Here is a 21,164-nt window from a genome sequence, read left to right as displayed (position 1 = left end):
CCTACGGAGGCTGACTACTGCAGAGGCTGACTACGGCGCGCTGCTACTGCGCGGCGGCCTTGCGTGCGGAGCAGTCAGGGCAGAGGCCGTAGATCTCAACAGTGTGGGCCACTTCCGTGAAGCCGTGCTCCTGCGCAGTCCGCGCGGCCCAGGTCTCGACGGCGGGTGCCTCCACTTCCACGGCCTTGCCGCAGTTGCGGCAGAGGAGGTGGTGATGGTGCACCGTCACGGCGCAGCGGCGGTAGACGGCCTCGCCGTCGCCGTTGCGCAGCACGTCCACGAGTTCCTCGTCGGCCAGTGACTGCAGGATCCGGTAGGCGGTGGCCAGGGAGACCGAGACACCCTTGTTCTGGAGGATCCGGTACAGCTCCTGGGTGCTCACGAAGTCATTGAGTTCGTCCAGGGCGGCGCTGACAGCGATCCGCTGCTTGGTGACGCGCTGCTCTTTCCCGCCGGCCGCCGTCGAAGGTGCCTGTGGTCTGCCGTCAGCGCTGGTGCGTTGTGGCATGGATGAACTCGCTATTCTTTCGGGTAATGGCAGGCTTTAACGTTACCAGCCGGAGCCGCGTGGACACTGATCGGGGCCGTCCCTAGGCTGGCTTCATGAAGCTGACTAAATTCACGCACGCCTGTGTCCGGCTCGAGAAGGACGGTCAGGTGCTGGTCCTGGATCCGGGGACCTTCTCCGAAACCGCCGAGGCGCTGGACGGCGCACACGCCGTCCTCATCACCCACGAGCACGCCGACCACATCGATGTTCCCGCCGTGGCCGCTGCGCTCGGAGCCAACGGCGGGCTGGAACTCTTCGCACCGGAGGGCGTGGCGCAGAACGTGCGCAAGGAAGCGCCGGATGCCGCTGACCGGGTGCATGCCGTGGAACCGGGAACCGCGTTCGACGCCGCAGGGTTCGCGGTCCGGAGCTTCGGCGGCCAACACGCGCTGATTCACCCGCAGATTCCGGTGGTCGCCAACATCGGGTATCTGGTTGACGAGGACGTGTACCACCCGGGCGACTCGTTCATCATTCCGGACGGCATCAGCGTGCGTACGCTCCTGGTCCCGGTCCATGCCCCGTGGAACAAGGTCAGCGAGGTGGTGGACTTTGTGATCAGCGTCCGCGCGGAGCGGGCCTTCGCCATCCACGACGGGCTCCTGAATGACACCGGCCTGGGCCTGGTGGAGGGCCATGTCAAGCGGATCGGCGCCAGGTACGGCACAGAGTACACCCACCTCTCCAGCCGGGAATCCGTGGAGCTTTAGCGCTGCCAGACACCCGTCTCGAAGAATGCCTTCAGCGTGTCCTCGTGTGGCTGCGGATCCAGTCCCTGGGCCGCCAGCCACGCAGGGCTGTAATGGCTGCCGGCGTACCGGTCACCGCCGTCGCACATCAGCGACACCACGCTGCCCCGTTCACCGTCCGCCACCATCTGGGCCACCAGCTGCCAGACACCCCAGAGGTTGGTACCCGTGGACGGCCCTGGGTGCAGCCCCGCCAGCGTATGGAGGTGCCGCATGGCGGCGACCGAAGCGGCGTCGGGCACCTGGATCATGTGGTCGATGACCGAGGGCACGAAGCTTGGCTCCATGCGGGGCCGGCCGATCCCCTCGATCCGGGAGGGCATGCCGGTGCTGAAGTCCGCAGCGCCGCTCCGCCAGCCGGGATAGAAGGCGGAGTTTTCCGGATCGACAACCGCCAGGGACGTGGCGTGGCGGTGATAGCGGAGGTAGCGGCCGATCGTGGCGCTGGTCCCGCCTGTTCCGGCTCCCACCACAATCCAGCGGGGGACCGGATGCTCCTCCAGCGCCAGCTGCTCAAAGATGGATTCGGCAATGTTGTTGTTGCCCCGCCAGTCGGTGGCGCGCTCGGCATAGGTGAACTGGTCCATGTAGTGGCCGCCACTCGTGGTGGCAACCTCGGCGGCGGCCGCATATACCTCTGAAGCGTGGTCCACCAGGAGGCAGGCGCCGCCGAACTGTTCGATCAGGGCGATCTTTTCCGGGCTGGTGGTGCGTGTCATCACGGCGATGAACGGCAGGCCCAGGAGTTGTGCGAAGTAGGCTTCGGAGACCGCGGTGCTGCCGCTGGATGCCTCCACGATGGTGGTGCCCTCGTGGATCCACCCGTTCACCAGCCCGAACAGGAACAGGGATCGCGCCAGCCGGTGCTTTAGGCTGCCGGAGCGGTGCGTGGATTCATCCTTGAGGTACAGCTGGACGCCCCAGTGTTCCGGGAGTGGCACGGAATACAGGTGGGTGTCGGCCGACCGGTTGTTTTCTGCGTTGATCTTGCGGACAGCCTCGTCCTCCCATGCCCGGTCCCGGGTCACCGCCCTCTTCATTCAATCTGCCCGTTCACTTAGTCTGCTTCTCACGGAATCAGCCTACCGGCGCGGGCAGCCGGGGCTAGAGTTAGCGCAAACCCAAGGAGACAGATGGACACCCTCATTGACGTGGCCGGGCTGAACGCCCGGATTGCCTCCGGCCAGCGCACCGTGCTGCTCGATGTCCGCTGGGCGCTTGCGGACCCGGACGGCCACAGCCATTACCTGAAAGAGCACATCCCGGACGCGGTGTATGTCGACCTGCCCACCCAGCTGGCGGACCCCGCAGATCCTGCCCGCGGGCGCCATCCGCTGCCTTCGCAGGCACGCTTCCAGGAAGCGGCACGGTCCTGGGGCGTCCACGACGGCGACGTCGTGGTCGCCTACGACGATGCCGGGAACACCTCCGCTGCCCGGGTGTGGTGGATGCTCCGGAATGCGGGCGTGCGCACCGTTTACCTGCTCGACGGCGGCCTGGCCGCCTGGCGCAAGGCGGCGTTGCCCCTGGAGGGCGGCGCTGTGGAGCCGGACACCGGCGACGTGACGCTCGCCAGCGGCGGCATGCAGGTGACCGACGCCGACGGAGCCGCTGACTGGGCCGCCGGAGGCGTGCTGCTGGATGCACGCGCCGGGGAACGGTACCGCGGGGAAGTCGAGCCGGTTGACCCCCGGGCCGGCCACATTCCCGGCGCCGTCAGCGCACCCACCACCGGGAACCTCGACGACGACGGCCGCTTCCTGCCGGCGGAGAAGCTGCGGCAGCGCTTCGCCGTACTTGGGGTCGACGCAACGACGCCCACCGCCGTCTATTGCGGCAGCGGCGTGACGGCCTCGCATGAGATAGCGGCCCTGGAAATTGCCGGTTTCAGTGCCGCTCTGTTCCCCGGCTCCTTCTCCGAATGGTCCAACGACGACTCCCGTCAGGTGGCCACGGGCGCTGATCCCGAATGACCGACCCCGGGAAGTGATCCCCGGCGGCACGGCGGGCCGGCCCATAGAACCTCACCGGCAATTGGAACTCGCCGGGGTGCCGCGGTAGCGTCGCCATATGACTCCTGGACGCCCCGTACCCCCGCCGCTGAACCTGCGGATCCCGCCGGAAGAGACCGCCGTCGGACCCCTCGAAGGACGCCATGCCGCCGCCCGCGGCGCGTCATCCGCCACAAGCGGACTGGTTGGGCTGACAGTTGCCCGCCGGGCACCTAAAGCGGACGACGTCGAAATTGCGATCGAGTTCTGCGGGCTGTGCCACTCCGACGTTCACGCCACCCGGGGGGAGTGGGGCTCCCAGAACTACCCGCTCGTACCGGGCCACGAGATTGTGGGCAGGGTCAGCCGCGTCGGTTCTGACGTGTTGGACTTTCAGCCGGGAGACCGCGTGGGCGTGGGCTGCATGGTGGACTCCTGCAGGGAATGCGAGAGCTGCCTGGAAGGGCTGGAGCAGTACTGTGAACGCGGCCTGACCGGAACGTACGGTGCCAAGGACGCCCGGAACGGGGACGCCGTCACCCAGGGTGGTTATTCCACATCCGTGGTGGTGGACCGGCGGTACGTCCTGCGGGTGGCGGAATACCTGGATCCTGCGTCGGCTGCCCCGCTGCTTTGTGCGGGCATCACCACGTTCTCGCCGCTCCGCCACTTCGGTGTCCGGAAGGGCCACGTGGTCGGCGTCGTGGGACTGGGCGGCCTTGGGCATATGGCCGTCAAACTGGCAAAAGCGATGGGAGCCGAGGTCAAGGTCTTCACTACCTCTGAATCCAAGGCGTCGGCGGCACTGGAACTGGGCGCTGACTCGGTAGTGCTCTCGCGGGATGAGGAAGCGATGGCCGCTGAGAACCGGAGCATCGACGTCATCATCGATACGGTGGCAGCGCCGCACGACCTCAACGCGTTCTTCCGGACCCTGCGCCGGGACGGAGCCCTGTTCCAGCTGGGTCTGCCCTCCGAAGCCATGCCGCCGGTCAATCCCGGGGCACTGATCAGAAGGCGGATCTCCTATGCCGGTTCCCTGATTGGGGGCATCGCCGAGACGCAGGAGATGCTCGACTTCTGCGCCGAGCACGGAGTCGTCTCGGACATCGAACTGGTTGGTGCTGAGCAACTTAACGACGCCTATGACCGGATGGTCGCAGGTGATGTGAAGTACCGTTTTGTCCTGGATGCATCCACACTGCAGGAACCGTCGGAAAGGGCTGACGCATGAGCACGCTGTTCACCAAGATTCTCAACGGGGAGATCCCTGGCCGGTTTGTCTGGCGGGAACCGGACGTCTCCGCGTTCCTCACCATGGGTCCGCTTGCGGACGGGCACACGCTGGTGGTGCCGACCGAGGAAGTGGACCGCTGGACGGACGCCTCGCCCGCAACCCTGGCGAGGGTCATGGAAGTGGCGCAGCGCATCGGTGCCGTGCAGGTGGACACGTTCGGGGCAGCCCGGGCAGGACTCATCGTGGCCGGTTACGAGATCAACCACATGCACGTGCACGTGTGGCCTTCCAACAGCATGGCGGAATTCAATTTCGCCACCGCCGAGCACAATCCGGATCCGGCGCGGCTGGACTCCAACGCGGAAAAGCTGCGTGCAGGCCTGCGCGACGCCGGCTATGGGGAGTTCGTGCCAGAGGCCTAAGCCAGGTCCCAGGTCGGGTCGGCCATTCGTAATAACCATTAACGGGCTTGGTACTCGCAGAACTCAGGCGACACTGCCTGCCTGCCTGCCCGCCCCTGCAAACCCCGCCACGGCGAACCAGCGCTGGAGGCAGCGCTCTCGACGAACAGGACGTCGGCGAACAGCAGCTCAGGAAACGGGTCCTCCGGAAACGGTGCCGGATACGCTGCGTCGAGGTCATCGTCCCGTCGTCCGCGAACGCATCGAAGGGGAAACCGGCACCGTGAAAATCGGCGTCGCGAAACACAGCAGCGTGCAGAACGCCGTCGTGCGGCGCCGCTGCTGATTTTCCCAGGCCTTCCATGAACACAGTCTGCCAAGGGGCTGCGACATTTTAGGGCCGATCGGACACCAGATATGGCTGGGATCTTGAAGTTTTTTAGATCCACCTGAAAACGAAAAGTAGGTGGCAGTTCAGGGCGTTCCCAGCCCTGGGAACGCCCTGAAGCTACCTAGTTGGGTGCTGTGGTGAGCTGGAAGCCTACGCCGCGAGCACCTTGTTCAGTGCAGCCCGGATGCGCTTCTCGGACACGGAATAGGCTGTGCCAAGTTCGACGGCGAACAGGCTCACCCTCAGCTCCTCGATCATCCAACGCACCTGCGTCAGCTCGGCACCGGCGCGGCGGCCGGGCAGTAAGGCCGACACGGCGTCGTCGTAATCATCCTCCAGCTGCTGGACCGCCGCCATATTGAGCGCATCGCGCTGCACGTTTCCGGGCAGCTTCTCCAAACGTTTTTCGATGGCCGTGAGGTAACGGGGGAGCTGGCTCAGCTGGGCGTAGCCCGTGCGGGCTACGAAGCCGGGGAAGACCAGCTGTTCAAGCTGGCTGCGGACATCGTTGAGCGCGCTGATGAGCGCCAGGCTCGTGGTGCCCTTGAGCTGTTTTTGGATCCGGCGCGTGCTCGCGAGTATTCGCTCTACCACAGCCGTAACGCTGAAGACGGTGTCGATCAGTTCCGCCCGGACATGCTCAAACAGGGCGTCGAACGCTGCCTGGTCCCATGGGAGTTCTGCGGGGGTCAGCTTGTCCACCGCCGCCAGGACGCAGTCTGCGATCAGGGCCGACACGGACCCGTGGGGATTCTGGCTGAACGTCAGCTTCTCCGTGTTGTTCAGGTGTTCGAGGACATAGCGGTCAGGCGCGGGCACCCGCAGTGCGAGGAGCCGGATGACACCGCCCCGCATGGCTTCCTGCTGCTCCGAGGCAGTCTGGAAGACGCGCAGGCCAACGGACTTTCCTTCGTCCACCAGCGCGGGAAATCCGGTGACGGTATGGCCCTTAACAGTGACGCTGGCTTCCCGCTGAATCGCGCCGAACCGCCACTCGGTCAGGCCGGACTGTTCCGTGAACCCGGCGTGCGCCTGCGGCCGGCCGTCCTGTGCCCGGCCGTCCTGCGGGGCCCCCTGCTGCTGGCTCTTCTTCAGGGACCGCGGGCCGGCTGTGGCCGGAGTGGCGCCCAGGGACTCTGCGATGGCCCGGCGGGTGGCCGGCGCCAGCCGCTCCTGCAGCGCTTCCAGGTCCTTGCCCTCGTCCAGGACCTTGCCGCGGCTGTCCACCACCTTGAAGCTCACCCGCAGGTGCGGCGGAACCGTATCCCAGTTCCAGGACCCGGCCGGGATGATCTGGCCCTTGAGACGGCGCAGGACAAGCTCAAGCGAGCTCTCAAGCTCGTCCTCGGCAGGGTCGAAATCCGCTTCCAGCGCCGCCACCGCCTGCCGGGCGACGTCCGGGGCCGGAACGAAGCTCTTGCGGACCTGCTTCGGCAACGATTTGATCAGTGCAGTTATAAGTTCCACGCGCTGGCCGGGGATCAGCCAGCGGAAGGGTGCGTCTTCGAGCTGGTTCAGGAAGAGGACCGGAACTTCCGCCGTAACGCCGTCGGACGGGTTGGGCGTCGAGCCGGGCGCCACCGGATGGAACTCATAGCTCAGGGGCAGTTCGAACCCCTTGTGCAGCCACGTCTTCGGGTACGCGGACTCATCCAGCGCCTCGGCGTCCTCGCTCAGAAGCAGGGCCTCATTGAAGTCCAGAAGCGCGGGATTCTGCTGCCGGGCGTCCTTCCACCACTTGTCGAAGTGCCGTTCCGAGACGACGTCCTTGCCCACCCGCGCGTCATAGAACTCGAAAAGCGTTTCGTCGTCCACCAGGAGGTCCCGGCGGCGCAACCGCGCTTCGAGTTCCTCCACTTCCTGCAGCAGGGCCCGGTTGCGGTGGAAGAACTTGTGGTGCGTCTTCCATTCGCCCTGGACCAACGCATGCCTGATGAACAGCTCACGGGCCAGGACAGGATCGACCTTGCCGTAGTTGATGCGGCGCTGGGCGATGATGGGAACACCGTAGAGGGTGACCTTTTCATAGGCCATCACGGCGCCCATCTTGGTGGACCAGTGGGGTTCGCTGTAGCTGCGCTTGATCAGGTGCGGCGCCACCTGCTCGGCCCACGCCGGCTCGAACTTGGAGGCCACCCGCGCCCACAGCCTGCTGGTTTCCACGAGCTCGGCGGCCATGACGAACGTGGGCGACTTCTTGAACAGCGCCGAGCCCGGGAAGATGGCGAAGCGGGTTCCCCGGGCGCCGGCATATTCCCGCTTGCGTTCATCGAGGATGCCGATGTGGCTCAGCAGGCCTGAGAGAAGGCTGATGTGGATGCCCTCGTGGTTGCCCACAACATCTGCCTGACGCTTGTTGTCCAGGCTGATGCCCAGTGGACGGGCCAGCTGTCGGAGCTGTGCGAACAGGTCCTGCCACTCGCGGACGCGCAGGTAGTTGATGAATTCGTTGCGGCACAGGCGGCGGAACTGGGTGGAGGACAGCTCCTGCTGCTTCTCGTGAATGTAGTTCCAGAGGTTCAGGTACCCGGTGAAGTCTGAATTTTCGTCGCGGAAACGGGCATGCTTCTCTGCGGCCAGCTGCTGCTTGTCCGTCGGGCGTTCGCGGGGGTCCTGAATGGTGAGGGCAGCCGCCAGGATCATGACTTCGCGGACGCAGCCGCGCTGGCCGGCCTCCACAATCATGCGGCCAAGCCGCGGATCCACCGGGAGCTGGGCAAGCTTATGTCCGACGGCGGTCAACCCGCCGCCGCCGTTGCGGCCGGCATTCCTGCCCTCCGCATTTGCCGTTTGGGGGGAGCCAGCGGCTGCCTGCGGCGCACTCAAGGCGCCGAGCTCACGAAGGAGGGTGACGCCGTCGTTAATGGCGCGGGAGTCCGGCGGCTCCACGAACGGAAAGTTCTCGATGTCCTTGGGCCCGCGGGCGACACCCATGGCAGTCATCTGCAGGATGACCGCCGCAAGGTTGGTGCGCAGGATTTCCGGATCGGTGTAGAGAGGCCGGGATTCGAAGTCCTCCTCGGAATACAGCCGGATGGCGATGCCGTCCGAGACGCGGCCGCAGCGCCCGGAGCGCTGGTTGGCCGACGCCTGGGAAACCCGCTCGATGGGCAGCCGCTGCACTTTGGTGCGGTGCGAATAGCGCGAGATGCGCGCGGTGCCGGTGTCGACGACGTACTTGATGCCTGGAACGGTGAGGGAGGTTTCGGCCACGTTGGTGGCCAGCACAATCCTCCGCTTGCTGCCCGGGTTGAACACCCGGTGCTGTTCCTGCAGGCTCAGCCGCGCGAACAGCGGCAGGACCTCGGTGCCGGCCAGCCGCCGGTTTGTCTGGATCCTGGCCTGGAGGGCGTCCGCGGCGTCCCGGATCTCGCGCTCGCCGGAGAAGAAGATGAGGATGTCGCCCGGCGCTTCCAGGGCGAGTTCGTCGACGGCGTCGCACACCGCGTCCAGCGGGTCCCGGTCTTCCTCGAGTTCGTCGTCGGAGGAGTTGTCCTCGTCATCGCCCGACGGGCCGCCCGCCGGCTGGGAGAGCGGCCGGTAGCGGATCTCGACGGGGAACGTTCGCCCGGACACCTCTACGATCGGGGCCGGTTCGTCCTCCGGGCCGAAGTGCTTGGCGAAGCGCTCGGGGTCGATGGTGGCGGAGGTGATGATCACCTTCAGGTCCGGCCGCTGCGGCAGGATCCGCTTGAGGTAGCCGAGGATGAAGTCGATGTTCAGGCTGCGTTCGTGCGCCTCATCGATGATGATCGCGTTGTACTTGCGGAGCAGTTTGTCGCGCTGGATTTCGGCCAGCAGGATGCCGTCGGTCATCAGCTTGACCTTGGTGGACTTGCTCACCTCGCCCGTGAAGCGGACCTGGAAGCCCACTTCCTGACCGATGTCGACGCCGAGTTCGGAGGCGATGCGCTCGGCCACCGTGCGTGCCGCGAGACGCCTCGGCTGGGTATGGCCGATCAGGCCGTTCTCCCCCAGGCCCAGCTCCAGGCACATCTTGGGAATCTGGGTGGTCTTACCGGAACCGGTCTCGCCGGCAATGATCGTCACCTGGTTGGCGGCGATCGCGGCCATCAGGTCCTCGCGGCGCTCGGAGACCGGCAGCTCGGCGGGGTAGGAGATGTGAAAAGTCATGGCTCCCACAAGTCTACTGCCGTGAAAAAGGACCCGGCGTGCGCCGGGTCCTTGGTGTTGGTGGGGGGACTGTGGTTCTGGGTGGGCAGTGTTTCCGGGAAGGAGGGTTGTGGGCGGACAGTGAACGGGTTTGGCGGGCGCCATGGGCCGCTAGAAGATGCGCATCGTGTAGTTGCTGCTGGGCAGGTCCAGTGCGGACCAGTCCCGGACCGAGTGTTCGGGAGGGGTGTGGCCCCGGCCATCCCGCAGGACGGCGGCGACCGTGGCGGCTGCTGCAACGAGGACCAGGACAAGAAGGGCGATTCCGAAGATTTCCATGTCTCCATGGTTCTCCCGGCCCGGTGCAGAAAGAAGTGGCAGAAATGCCTAGAAAGTACAAATTTCTGCCATACTGGAAACATGCTCAAAACAGTGGCAATCATTGCGGTTCCCAACTTCTCGATCTTCGAGTTCGGTACCGCTTTTGAGGTTTTCGGCATCGACCGTTCGGAACGTGGAACAGGCGTGCCGCAGTTCGACTTCCGGGTGTGCACTCCGGTGCCCGGCGAAGTTCCGCTGAAATCCGGCCTCACTATGAACGTCGGCCTCGGACTGGAAGCCGCCGCCGATGCCGACCTGGTGATCATGGCGCCCTACGGCCGGGAGGAGGATGTTCCGGAATCCGTCCTCGATGCCCTCCAGGCGGCGCACAGCCGCGGCGCCTGGGTAATGTCGATCTGCTCTGGCGCGTTTGCGCTGGCGCGGGCCGGGATCCTGGACGGACGCCGGTGCACCACGCACTGGCATTACTCGGAAGAGCTCGCCGCCCAGTACCCCAAAGTCCTGGTCGACGAGAACGTCCTCTACGTCCAGGACGGACGGATCATCTCCAGCGCCGGAACGGCCGCGGGCATTGACGCGTGCCTGCATCTGGTGAGGATTGAGTTCGGGGCGGCCGTGGCGGCCGCCATCGCCAGAGACATGGTGGTTCCGCCGCACCGCGACGGTGGCCAGGCGCAGTTCATCGACCGGCCCATGCCCGAGTGCGGCTCCCAGCCCATGGAGGAACTCCTCCGGTGGATGGTGGAGAACCTGGACGAGGAACATCCCGTCCAGGAGCTGGCCGCCCGCGTGCACATGTCGCCGCGCACCTTCGCCCGCCGGTTCCGCGCTGAAACAGGAGCGACCCCGGCTGCGTGGCTCAATTCCCAGCGTGTCCTGCGCGCCCAGGAGCTCCTGGAGTCCACGGAGCTGAACATCGACGAGGTGGCGCGGCAGTCAGGGTTCGGCCATCCCGTGCTGCTCCGGCACCACTTCGCCAAGGTGCTGGACACAAGTCCGCAGTCCTACCGCCGGGCTTTCCGCGGCCAGATGGCTTCGGCCGGCTAGGCCGATTCTTCAGCTGCTGCCCGGGTCGACTCCACCAGCACACGCCAAGGACCGGTGACGGCCGTCTCCGGCAGGGTGGCGCGGCGCTGGCCGGCGCGGATGGAATACATGAAGCGGTCCGGCTGCCCGTCCGCCGCCTGCCGGGGATCGTCGACGGCGTCCCATGGGCACGCTTCGACGAGGGGCTGCCAACGGCTCTTGTCGCTGGTGGTGACGGCGAGCACCGTCCAGACGCGGGTGAGTGCGGCTATCCCGCCGCTGCGCTCGACTGTGATTTTCATGGCGAGGTTCCCCGGGTTCCGCGGCGGCCGGGAAGCGGAATGTCACAGTCCCGGCGTCGGTTAGAGCTTTACCTTCACAGTCTCCCACGCCCCGCGCACAGCGTCATGCTCTGCCGACTCCTCGCCGAACAGTTCCTTCGCCGTTGCGGCGGTGGCTTTGGCAAAGGCTGTGAAGGTGCCGGTCGGGCTCAGCGAGCCGCTTGTCAAGGTTTCGTACCAGATTTGGCCCGGCGCTTCCCAAGCGTTCCCGCCCAGGGTCTGGGCGACGACGCAGAACGCCCGGTTCGGGATGCCGGAGTTGATGTGGACCCCGCCGTTGTCCGCCCTCGTGCGTACATAGGAGTCCATGGAATCCGGCTGCGGGTCCTTGCCGAGGACGTCGTCGTCGTACGCGGTTCCCGGTGCCTTCATGGAGCGCAGGGCGGACCCTTCGACCTGCTGTGTAAACAGCCCTTCGCCGATCAGCCAAGAGGCTTCGGCGGTGGTCTGCTTCCGGAAATACTGCTCCACGAGTGCCCCGAAGACGTCGGACACGGATTCGTTGATTGCCCCGGCCTGGTTGCGGTAGGCGAGCCCGGCCGAAAACTGCGTCACACCGTGGGCCAGCTCGTGGCCAATCACGCTTAGCGACCTAGTGAATCGCTCGAAGACCTCCCCATCACCGTCGCCAAACACCATCTGCTGGCCGTCCCAGAACGCGTTGTCATATAACCTGCCGAAGTGGACGGTGGCGTTCAGGGGCATTCCCAGGCCGTCGATGGAGTTCCGGCCGAAGGCGTCAGCGTAGAGGCTGTGGGTGTGGCCCAGACCGTCGTAAGCCTCGTCGACAGCGGGATCGCCCGTGGCAGCGTCGCCTTCCTTCCGGGCAATCTGCCCGGGCAGCGACTCGCCAAACTTTGCGTCGAAGACGGACCTGCTGACCGGAGCGGGCTCTAGTTGCCTGATGCCAGCAGGGGCGGACGGCGCCGCCGTGCGCGCCGCGTGCACGGACCCGACATGGAGCAGGGCTTCCCTGGCGGCGCGGGCAACAGCCGAGAACCGGGGTGACCTTTGGGTAGCCAGGCGGCGCAGGATGTACGGCGGAACGATTGAACAGAACATGCCCATCACACTACGAACGGCCTCTGACATTCTGCGTCAGGCGCACTGAAGATGCAGGAAACCCCCGTCGCTTTCAGCAAGCGGCGGGGGTTTCTTCTGTGCCCTCGATAGGATTCGAACCTACGGCCTTCTGCTCCGGAGGCAGACGCTCTATCCCCTGAGCTACGAGGGCATCCAGGGATCCTGCCGTTCCCGGCCGGACGTCCTAGAGCTTAGCAGGTAGGTGGGCCGGAATGGAAAACGAAACCCGGTTCCTGCTGTACATCAGTATCCCGCAAATGAATCCACGTGGATACGGCGGGCGCCGGCATGCCGCGCGGCGCGCCGCAGCGAGCCGACGCTGGCCGGGGAACCCGAGATGAAAACCCTTCGCTGGCCGATGTCCGGCACCAGCCGTTTCAGCGCGTGACCGTCCAGCCGCGCCCCCGGGGCAAGCAGCGCACCGGCGTCCTCGATGAAGTCCGGCGGCGCCGCTCCATCGGCGAGCCGGGCAATGACGCGGGCGCCGGAATCCTCCAGTTCGGCCGCGTAGGCGAGTTCCGATGCGCTCCGGGCGAGGTAGAGAAGCACGGTGTCGCGCTCGCAGGCCATGCCGCCGGACAAGTGTGACAGATACGGGGTGATGCCAATGCCGGCGGCAATGAGCAGGACCGGAGCCGACCCCTTCGGCAGGACGAAGTCACCCGCCACGGTGGTGGCCGTGAGCTCCTCGCCGGGTTTGAGGGACAGCAGCTTGCGCTTGGCTGCGGAGACGGGCTCAGCAGTGCCGACGCCGATCTTCACATGCTTCGCGTCGGGCGGGCTGGTCAGGCTGAAGACGCGGCGCCTGCCCCGTCCGTCCGGCTTGGGGTGCGGAAGATCCAGTTCGAGGTACTGGCCGGATGAGTGGCGGAGCGTGCGCTGGGGGCGGAAGACGAATTCCGTCGTCGTCGGCGTAAGCCTGCGGGAGTGGCTGAACAGCAGCCGGACGCTTCCGCGCTGGCCTGCCAGGAACGCCAGCAGGTTTCCCGCCATCAGTGCCAGTTCGGGGGAGTTGGCCAGGAAGCCGAGGTTGAAGGGCATGGCCAGCAGGATTCCGACGACGGCGGCCATCGCCAGCTGCTGCCAGCGCCTGGGCGGCAGGGTGAGCGGCTCGGTGAGCATGAATCCGGCAAAAAACAGCACGGGGCTCTGCGCCAGGGTTTGCCACACGGCACTTCCCAGGTCGACGCCGGAGGGCAGTTGCACCGCGGCCACCACCGCGGTTGCTACCAGGACAAAGACTACGGCCATGAGCGTTTTACGGGTCCGGTAGAGCACCAGGAGGACGCCCGGGACCAGTAGCCACAGCATGGCCGGGGTGCCGGCCCACCACGTGGCGATGTTGAGCCCTGTTAGGCCGGTGATGAAGGCCCCGGCGGCCGCGGGGTTGAACACATGGCGTCCGCGCCAGGCCAGGGCGTACTTCGAGGCTGAAGCCAGGACGCAGGCCAGGGCCACGCCGGCCAGGTCCATCGGGGTAAACGCCGGGCCAAGCTGTGTGGGCCAGAACAGGAAATAGAGCAGGAGGCCCGTAATCAGCGATGACTCCGAATGCGGTTGAACATGGAACAGCGCGGCCAGGGCGCGATTGGAAACGTATGTCAGTCCGAGGCAGAGGGCCAGATGGGCCAGCATGTTGGGAATGCCGAAGGTCAGCCAGCCGAGGGCGTCGAGCAGAAGGCTGTAGGCAGCCAGCACGGCAAGCACCAACAGCACCAGCCTGTACATCGTGAACCGGCCCAGGTAAGTGTCCAGGGCGGTGCCGGGCGAGGCCTGCTGCCGGGAGGTGGTTGAACTCATGTGAACAGCCTTCCGTCGAATTCCGCGGAGTACTCCGCGCTGCCGTTGGAAAATACCTTGAGCCAGGAAAAACGGAAATGCCGTTCCAGGTCCTCGGCCGGAACCAGGAACAGTGCGGTGGCGAGGGCGTCAGCCTCCATGGCTGTGTCCGCCCGGGCCCAAGTGGCAACCACCGTCCTGACCGGCGCCCCGGTGGTGCCGTCCAGGACATGATGGAGTCCGTCTCCCCAGGCCCGCCGGTTCGACGCCGAAGCACAGAGAGCGCCGGATCCCAGCGGCACAGTTCCTATCGCCTTAGTGGCGTCATACGAATGCTCCAGCGCCACCTGCACCGGCTCCTGTCCGCCGTTCAGCAGGTCCCCGCTGGCGTCAATGAAGAAGTCTGGAACACCGTGGCTCCTTAGCTGTTCGGCCAGAAGGTCCACAAGCTGGCCCTTGCCAGCCGCGCCGATGTCCAGCACCACCGGGGCAGTGGTGCGCAGCGACGTTCCGTGCCATTCCAGGACGGCGTCCCAAGCCGGGGGCGCCGCAGCTTTCCCCCGGGGCTGCAGCGAATAGTGCGGATCGTAGCCCAGCCGCTCAAGGCTTTCACCGATGAGGGGCGTCATGGCGCCACCGCTGAGCGTGTAGAGCTGCCGGTAGAGCGCGGCCAGGACCGTGGCCTCGGGCGGCAGCTCGTATTGCCCCGGCGCCACGGACATCCGGGCCACCAGGGAGTCTTCCCGGAACCTGGACCACGTGGAGTCATAGCGCTCCACCTCGGCCAGCACTGAGCTGCGCAACCCCGGCGGCAACGGGGCAGGGGTGGAGATTTCCCAGCTGGTGCCGATGCCGTCAAAACGGAAGCTCTGCCAACCCGCATGCGGCATGGCAGCCGCCTACAGGGCCTGTGCCTTGATCGCTTCGACCGCCTGGTTGAAGCCGCCGCTGGTCAGGGAGGAACCGGCCACCTTGGAGACGTTAATCTCATCCAGGCTCTTGCCCACCACCTGGTCAGCGATGCCTCCGGCGAACTGGCCCTGGAACTTCCGGGTGTTGGGATTGGACGGGTGCTCGGTGATCTCCACCGCCGACACAGCGCCACTGGCCAGCGTCAGCTGCACGCCCACTGTCTCGGTGCCGTTGGGGGATCTGTAGTTGCCGTCCGCGCTGTAGGTCCCGTCCTTGTAGCCCGCCGCGGAGCCCGCTGAGGACCCGGTTGCCGCCGCCGAAGCGGATGCCGCCGCCGTGGGCTCGGTCTCCTGCGTGGCAGGCCGCTGGGCCGAAGGCGCGCAGCCAGCCACCGTTCCGGCGAGGGACAGGCCGGCCACGCCGGCGAAAACAGTCTTGCGGATTGAAGGCTTCACGGGGTCTCTTTTCGTGGTGCGGGCACTCTAGGGACAGCGTTGAGGTTCGGTGCTGATATTCAGCGTTGATGTTTCAACAATTTGCAGGTGACTAAAGGCTAAGGGTATTTCCTGTGAATTTGCCTACTACTTGCTGTGACGCCGAGGGGCCATCCGGGCACCCTGACGGATTCCGCGCCACGACGGGCTCCCCGGTAGGCTAGGAGTGTGACTCCCGAAGAACTCTCCCTCGCAATATCCGCCTGCCTGAAAGACGCCGTTGCCGCCGGCGACATTGCCCTTGCCGAGGCGGCTGTACCGGACTCCGTCCTGGTGGAGCGTCCGAAGAACCGGGAGCACGGTGACTGGGCCACCAACATCGCCCTGCAGCTGGCAAAGAAGGCCGGAACCAACCCGCGCGAATTCGCCACGCTGCTCAGCGCCCGCCTCAAGGACATCAACGGCGTCGATGGTGTGGAAATCGCCGGTCCCGGCTTCCTCAACATCACAGTTGACGCGGCCACGGCCGGAGCGCTGGCCAAGAACATCGTCGAAGCGGGCAGGGAGTACGGCACCAACGCCGCGCTCGCCGGACACACCGTCAATATGGAATTTGTTTCCGCCAACCCCACCGGGCCACTGCACATCGGCCACACGCGCTGGGCTGCTCTGGGTGACTCGATCGCCAGGGTGCTTCGCGCCTCGGGTGCCGACGTCACCGCCGAGTACTACATCAACGACGCCGGCTCCCAGATGAACGTCTTCGCCAACTCGGTGCTGTCGCGCCTGCACGGCCGCGACGTGCCTGAGGGCGGCTACCCTGGCGAATACATCCGCGACCTCGGCCATCAGGTCCTGACCCGGCACCCGGACATCCGCGAACTGACGGATGCTGCGGCGCTGCCCGTGATCCGGGCCGCGGCCTACGAGGCGCAGCTCAAGGACATCAAGGACACCCTGGCCGACTTTGGGGTCGCCTTCGACGTGTTCTTCTCCGAGCAGGAACTTCACGACGCCGGCGCGATCGAAAGTGCCGTTGCCCGCCTTCGCGAGCAGGGCCACGTGTTCGACGACGGCGGTGCCGTCTGGCTGCGCACCACCGACTTCGGTGATGATAAGGACCGCGTCATGATCCGTGCGAACGGCGAACCGACCTACTTCGCCGCCGACGCCGCTTACTACCTGTCCAAGAAGGACCGCGGCTACACGGAAAAAATCTACCTCCTGGGAGCCGACCACCACGGCTACATCAACCGGCTCAAGGCCATCGCCGCCGCGGCCGGCGACGACCCCGAGGTCAACATCGAGGTCCTGATCGGTCAGCTGGTCTCCGTCAACGGCGCCAAGCTCTCCAAGCGCGCCGGCAACATCATTGAGCTCAAGGACCTGATCTCCTGGCTGGGAACGGACGCGGTCCGCTATTCGCTGGCACGCTTCCCGGCCGACTCCCCGCTCACGCTGGACCCCGAGCTGCTCAAGAAGCACTCCAACGAGAACCCCGTGTTCTACGTGCAGTATGCGCACGCCCGCTCCCGCGGCACCGCGCGCAACGCCGTGGCTGCCGGAGTGGACCGGAGCGCCTTTGACGCCTCCCTGCTGGACCACGCCACGGAGAACGAACTGCTGTCGTACCTGGGCAGCTACCCCTCCATCGTGGCCAAGGCAGCCGAACTGCGCGAGCCGCACCGGGTGGCGCGCCACCTTGAGGTCATCGCCGGCGCCTACCACCGCTGGTATGACGCCTGCCGGGTGGCGCCCATGGGCGACGAACCCGTCACGGACACCAACCGCACCAGGCTGTGGCTCAACGACGCCACCAGCCAGGTGCTGGCCAACGGACTCGAACTGCTGGGCGTTTCGGCGCCGGAACGGATGTGATGGACGTGCAGGAAACCACGAGCAGCACGGCCTCCAGCAACACGGCCTCCAGCAGCACCGCCTCGCCGCTGGCTCCGGAGTGGCTCGCCGTCCCCGCCGACCTCAACGCCCTCCACACCCCGGTGTGGGCCGGCGGTGTGGAGCGGAACGCCGGCGGTGAACTGGCCATTGACGGCATCCCGGTCAGTAACCTCAAGGAACAGTTCGGCACGCCCCTTTTCGTCATGAGCGAATCGGACTTCCGTGCCCGCGCCCGTGCTTTCAAGGATGCGTTCGACGAAGCCTTTGCCGACATCTGCGGGGGAGTGGATGTCTACTACGCCGGCAAGTCCTTCCTCTGCACCGCAGTTGCGGCGTGGGTGGCCGAGGAGGGGCTGCGGCTGGACACGTGTTCCGGCGGCGAACTTGCGGTCGCCTCCCGGGCCGGCATCGACGGCGCCAACCTCTCGCTGCACGGCAACAACAAGTCCGACGCCGAGATCAACCGGGCGCTGGACATGAACCTCGGCCGCATCGTGGTGGACAGCCTGGACGAGCTGGAGCGCGTGGCCAAAATCGCCTCCGGCCGCGGGGACACCGCCAAGGTCATGCTGCGGCTGACGCCCGGCGTGCACGCCCACACCCACGAGTTCATCGCCACCGCCCACGAGGACCAGAAATTCGGCCTCTCCATGGCGGAGGATTCGACCGATGAGGCAGGCCTGTCCGCAGCTGAGGAAGCCGTCGCCGCGGCAACGTCCTACGCCAGCGTGGAGCTGCTGGGCCTGCACTGCCACATCGGTTCGCAGATCTTCGAGCCGGACGGCTTTGCACTGGCCGCCCAAAAGCTCCTGACCTTCCTGGCCGCGGTTCAGGCCAAATATTCCATCACGCTTCCCGAGCTTGACCTCGGTGGCGGCTACGGCATCGCCTACACGCCCGTGGACACGCCCCGCCCGGCAGCCGACATCGCGCAGGCGATGGCCGCCGTCGTACGTTCCAAGTGCTCCGAACTGGGCATCACCGCACCCCGGATTTCCATCGAGCCCGGCCGTGCCATCGTTGGCAGCAGCACTTTCACGCTGTACGAGGTGGGCACGCTGAAAACCGTCCGGGTAGACGCGCCGGCCGTCGGCGAGGGTGACTCCGCCGATATAAACGTTACGCACCCGCGCCGCTATGTGTCAGTGGACGGCGGTATGAGTGACAACGCCCGTCCGGTGCTGTACGACGCGGATTATTCGGCCATTCTCGCTTCGCGGACCTCCGGAGCGGCCCCACAGCTGTCCCGCGTGGTGGGCAAACATTGCGAGAGCGGCGACATAGTTGTTAGAGATGTATATCTGCCCGAGGACGTGGCAGCCGGTGATCTGCTCGCTGTACCGGGGACCGGCGCCTACTGCTGGGCCCTGTCAAGCAACTACAACTATCTGGCCCGGCCGGGCGTTGTCGCTGTGCGCGACGGATCTCCCCGGCTGATTGTCCGCGGGGAAACCGAAGAAGATCTGCTGAACCGCGACATGGGAGCCTGAATGACCGAATTGCGAACCCTGAAAGTGGCCCTGCTGGGCTGTGGCAACGTCGGGGCTCAGGTGGCGCGGATTCTGATTGACGACGCCGGCACCCTGGCGCAGCGCACCGGCGCCCGCCTGGAACTGGCCGGCATCGCGGTGCGGAACCTCGACGCCGAGCGCGAGGTGGACCTCCCGCGCGACCTGTTCACCACCGACGGCGAAACACTGGTCAAGGACGCCGACCTCGTGATCGAGCTGATGGGCGGCATCGAGCCTGCCCGCTCGCTGATCCTCTCCGCCATCCAGAACGGCGCCAGCGTGGTCACGGGCAACAAGGCCCTGCTTGCCGCCGATGGTCCGGCACTCTACGAAGAGGCGGACAAGGCCGGCGTCGAGCTGTCCTACGAAGCCGCCGTTGCAGGTGCCATCCCCATCCTGCGCCCTATCCGCGACAGCCTCTCCGGTGACCGCATCACCCGTGTGCTGGGCATCGTTAACGGGACCACCAACTTCATCCTGGACCAGATGGACTCCACCGGTGCGCAGTTCGCCGACGCACTCGCCGAGGCCCAGCGGCTCGGCTACGCCGAAGCTGACCCGACGGCCGACATCGAGGGCCACGACGCCGCGGCCAAGGCCGCCATCCTGGCGTCCCTGTCCTTCCACACCCGCTTCGACCTGGAGCACGTCTACTGCGAGGGAATTACCCGCGTCAGCGCCGCCGACATCGCCGCCGCCAAGGAAGCCGGCTTTGTCATCAAGCTGCTGGCCATCGCCGAGAAGATCGGTAACGGCGACGGCAGCGAGGGCGTTTCCGTGCGCGTCCACCCGACGCTCCTGCCGCGCGAACACCCGCTGGCAGCCGTCCGCGGTGCCTTCAACGCTGTCTTTGTCGAGGCGGAGAACGCCGGCGAGCTGATGTTCTACGGTCAGGGTGCCGGCGGAACCCCGACGGCGTCTGCCGTGCTGGGCGACCTCGTCTCGGCCGCCCGCCGCATCGTCCTGGGCGGTCCCGGACGCATCGAGTCCACCACCGGCCACGTCCCGGCGTTGCCCATTGACGCCGCGACCACCAGCTACTACATCGGCCTGGACGTTGCGGACCAGCCCGGCGTGCTGGCAAAGATCGCCCAGCTGTTCGCCGAGCACGGCGTCTCCATCGAAATCATGCGCCAGACCATCCACCGCGATGCCGACTCCAACGTGGAATCGGCCGAGCTTCGGATCGTCACCCACCGCGCAAGCGAAGCTGCACTGGCAGCGACCGTCGAAGCCGTGAAGGGCCTTGACGTGATTAATTCCGTTACATCCGTACTGCGGGTAGAAGGAGCTTAAGTGGCTCACCAATGGCGCGGTGTCATCCGCGAATACGCTGACCGTCTGCCCGTAACGGCGGCCACCAGGGTCATCACCCTGGGCGAGGGCGGCACGCCCCTGGTCTACGCCCAGAAGCTGTCCGAGCTAACGGGCTCTGACGTCTACCTCAAGGTCGAGGGCATGAACCCCACCGGTTCCTTCAAGGACCGCGGCATGACCATGGCCATGACAGCGGCCGTGGAGGCCGGGGCCAAGGCCGTTGTGTGCGCCTCCACCGGAAACACGTCGGCCTCCGCTGCGGCGTACGCCACCGCCGCCGGCCTGACGTGTGCCGTGCTGGTGCCAGAAGGCAAAATCTCCATGGGCAAGCTGAGCCAGGCCATCGCGCACGGCGCCACGCTCCTGCAGGTTGACGGCAACTTCGACAACTGCCTGGACATTGCCCGCAAGCTGGGCGAGTCCTACCCGGTCTTCCTGGTCAACTCCGTGAACCCGGCCCGCATCCAGGGCCAGAAGACCGGCGCCTTCGAGATCGTCGACGCCCTGGGCGACGCCCCGGACATCCACGTGCTCCCGGTCGGCAACGCAGGAAACATCACGGCCTACTGGAAGGGCTACAAGGAGTACTCCGCCCCGTTCGAGTCCGAAACTGCCGGCACGCTGGCACCTGTCGCCACCAAGACCCCCGCCATGTGGGGCTTCCAGGCCGCGGGCGCAGCTCCCTTCGTGGCCGGCCACCCGATTACGGAACCGGACACCATTGCCACCGCCATCCGGATCGGCAACCCCGCCTCTTGGGACGGCGCCATCGCCGCCCGCGACGAGTCCGGCGGATTTATCGATTCCGTTACTGACGACGAGATCCTCGCCGCCCACCGCTGGCTGTCCTCCCGTGAGGGCGTCTTCGTGGAGCCCGGCTCGGCTGCCGGCGTCGCGGGCCTGCTCAAGAAGCATGCCGCAGGTGAGGTGCCCTCCGGCAAGACCATCGCCATCACTGTCACCGGACACGGCCTCAAGGACCCGCAGTGGGCTCTCAGGACTGAGGACGGCAGCGATGTCCAGCCTGTCAAGGTGTCCAACGACGTCGTGACCGTTGCCGCAGAACTGGGACTGGAAGACAAATAACA

At 66.2% G+C, this 21,164-nt stretch carries 18 protein-coding genes and 1 tRNA gene; 9 read left to right on the top strand and 10 right to left on the bottom strand.

Annotated features, from left to right (window positions below; genetic code table 11):
* Positions 1-43 precede the first annotated feature (43 nt).
* A complete protein-coding gene (locus tag QFZ33_RS17370) occupies positions 44-508 on the bottom strand; it encodes a Fur family transcriptional regulator (RefSeq protein WP_102972039.1) in 465 nt (154 codons plus the stop codon).
* A gap of 95 nt (positions 509-603) precedes the next feature.
* Between QFZ33_RS17370 and QFZ33_RS17365 the strand changes: the two genes are divergently transcribed.
* Entirely contained in the window at positions 604-1,260 is a 657-nt protein-coding gene (locus tag QFZ33_RS17365) for an MBL fold metallo-hydrolase (RefSeq protein ID WP_307029466.1), read from the top strand.
* Here the strand turns inward: QFZ33_RS17365 and QFZ33_RS17360 are convergent.
* Positions 1,257-2,339 (bottom strand): PLP-dependent cysteine synthase family protein, encoded by a 1,083-nt coding sequence (locus tag QFZ33_RS17360; protein WP_307029465.1) that lies wholly within the window; start codon positions 2,337-2,339, stop codon positions 1,257-1,259. The two genes, QFZ33_RS17365 and QFZ33_RS17360, sit on opposite strands and share 4 nt — an antisense overlap.
* Positions 2,340-2,432: 93 nt before the next feature.
* On the opposite strand from QFZ33_RS17360, the gene QFZ33_RS17355 reads away from it, so the two are divergent.
* The 3 genes from QFZ33_RS17355 (at position 2,433) to QFZ33_RS17345 (ending at position 4,949) form a co-directional block, all read left to right on the top strand.
* Positions 2,433-3,272, top strand: a complete 840-nt coding sequence (locus tag QFZ33_RS17355; protein WP_307029463.1) for a sulfurtransferase — start codon at positions 2,433-2,435, stop codon at positions 3,270-3,272.
* Between the two features lie 97 nt (positions 3,273-3,369).
* Positions 3,370-4,524 carry an NAD(P)-dependent alcohol dehydrogenase gene (locus QFZ33_RS17350; RefSeq protein ID WP_307029461.1) on the top strand — a complete coding sequence of 385 codons (1,155 nt, stop codon included), beginning with the start codon at positions 3,370-3,372 and terminating at the stop codon, positions 4,522-4,524.
* The gene (locus QFZ33_RS17345) at positions 4,521-4,949 is read left to right on the top strand and encodes an HIT family protein (RefSeq protein WP_307029459.1); all 429 of its coding nucleotides are present in this window, start codon (positions 4,521-4,523) and stop codon (positions 4,947-4,949) included. Before QFZ33_RS17350 ends, QFZ33_RS17345 begins: the two co-directional genes overlap by 4 nt.
* A 520-nt stretch (positions 4,950-5,469) precedes the next feature.
* On the opposite strand, the gene hrpA is transcribed toward QFZ33_RS17345, so the two are convergent.
* On the bottom strand, positions 5,470-9,453 hold the full coding sequence (gene hrpA / locus QFZ33_RS17340; protein WP_307029457.1) for an ATP-dependent RNA helicase HrpA: 3,984 nt from the start codon (positions 9,451-9,453) through the stop codon (positions 5,470-5,472).
* 150 nt (positions 9,454-9,603) lie between these two features.
* Entirely contained in the window at positions 9,604-9,771 is a 168-nt protein-coding gene (locus QFZ33_RS17335; RefSeq protein ID WP_214857093.1) for a hypothetical protein, read from the bottom strand.
* Positions 9,772-9,852: 81 nt separating this feature from the next.
* Here QFZ33_RS17335 and QFZ33_RS17330 point away from each other — a divergent pair, with 81 nt between their 5' ends.
* Positions 9,853-10,821 carry a GlxA family transcriptional regulator gene (locus QFZ33_RS17330; RefSeq protein WP_307029454.1) on the top strand — a complete coding sequence of 323 codons (969 nt, stop codon included), beginning with the start codon at positions 9,853-9,855 and terminating at the stop codon, positions 10,819-10,821.
* Here QFZ33_RS17330 and QFZ33_RS17325 read toward each other — a convergent pair.
* From QFZ33_RS17325 to QFZ33_RS17300, 6 genes are all read right to left on the bottom strand, one after another.
* Entirely contained in the window at positions 10,818-11,102 is a 285-nt protein-coding gene (locus tag QFZ33_RS17325; protein ID WP_111905874.1) for a protealysin inhibitor emfourin, read from the bottom strand. The genes QFZ33_RS17330 and QFZ33_RS17325 overlap by 4 nt on opposite strands.
* Before the next feature lie 60 nt (positions 11,103-11,162).
* On the bottom strand, positions 11,163-12,203 hold the full coding sequence (locus QFZ33_RS17320; protein ID WP_307029452.1) for a M4 family metallopeptidase: 1,041 nt from the start codon (positions 12,201-12,203) through the stop codon (positions 11,163-11,165).
* Between the two features lie 99 nt (positions 12,204-12,302).
* Positions 12,303-12,375: transfer RNA gene (locus QFZ33_RS17315), tRNA-Arg, on the bottom strand.
* Between the two features lie 92 nt (positions 12,376-12,467).
* Complete coding sequence (locus QFZ33_RS17310; protein ID WP_307029450.1) at positions 12,468-14,024, bottom strand: ferredoxin--NADP reductase; 1,557 nt, start codon at positions 14,022-14,024, stop codon at positions 12,468-12,470.
* Positions 14,021-14,893, bottom strand: a complete 873-nt coding sequence (locus QFZ33_RS17305; protein WP_307029448.1) for an FAD:protein FMN transferase — start codon at positions 14,891-14,893, stop codon at positions 14,021-14,023. The genes QFZ33_RS17310 and QFZ33_RS17305 overlap by 4 nt, the downstream gene beginning before the upstream one ends.
* A 9-nt stretch (positions 14,894-14,902) precedes the next feature.
* On the bottom strand, positions 14,903-15,370 hold the full coding sequence (locus tag QFZ33_RS17300) for an FMN-binding protein (protein WP_307029446.1): 468 nt from the start codon (positions 15,368-15,370) through the stop codon (positions 14,903-14,905).
* 207 nt (positions 15,371-15,577) lie between these two features.
* Between QFZ33_RS17300 and argS the strand changes: the two genes are divergently transcribed.
* Genes argS through thrC form a run of 4 tightly spaced genes read left to right on the top strand, consistent with a single transcriptional unit; the run spans position 15,578 to position 21,162 of the window.
* Positions 15,578-17,227, top strand: coding sequence for an arginine--tRNA ligase (argS, locus tag QFZ33_RS17295; RefSeq protein WP_307029444.1), 1,650 nt, complete (start codon positions 15,578-15,580; stop codon positions 17,225-17,227).
* Complete coding sequence (gene lysA / locus QFZ33_RS17290; RefSeq protein ID WP_307029442.1) at positions 17,227-18,738, top strand: diaminopimelate decarboxylase; 1,512 nt, start codon at positions 17,227-17,229, stop codon at positions 18,736-18,738. The genes argS and lysA overlap by 1 nt, the downstream gene beginning before the upstream one ends.
* Positions 18,739-20,055: a homoserine dehydrogenase gene (locus tag QFZ33_RS17285; protein ID WP_307029440.1), complete on the top strand. Its 1,317-nt coding sequence runs from the start codon at positions 18,739-18,741 to the stop codon at positions 20,053-20,055. It begins immediately after the preceding gene.
* On the top strand, positions 20,056-21,162 hold the full coding sequence (gene thrC / locus QFZ33_RS17280; protein WP_307029438.1) for a threonine synthase: 1,107 nt from the start codon (positions 20,056-20,058) through the stop codon (positions 21,160-21,162).
* The last annotated feature ends 2 nt before the right edge of the window (positions 21,163-21,164 follow it).

The sequence above is a fragment of the Arthrobacter globiformis genome, assembly GCF_030815865.1.
GTDB classification, from domain to species: Bacteria; Actinomycetota; Actinomycetes; order Actinomycetales; family Micrococcaceae; genus Arthrobacter; species Arthrobacter globiformis_B.
The sequence above is the reverse complement of the archived record's forward strand: the minus strand, read 5'-3'. Positions and strand labels throughout refer to the sequence as shown.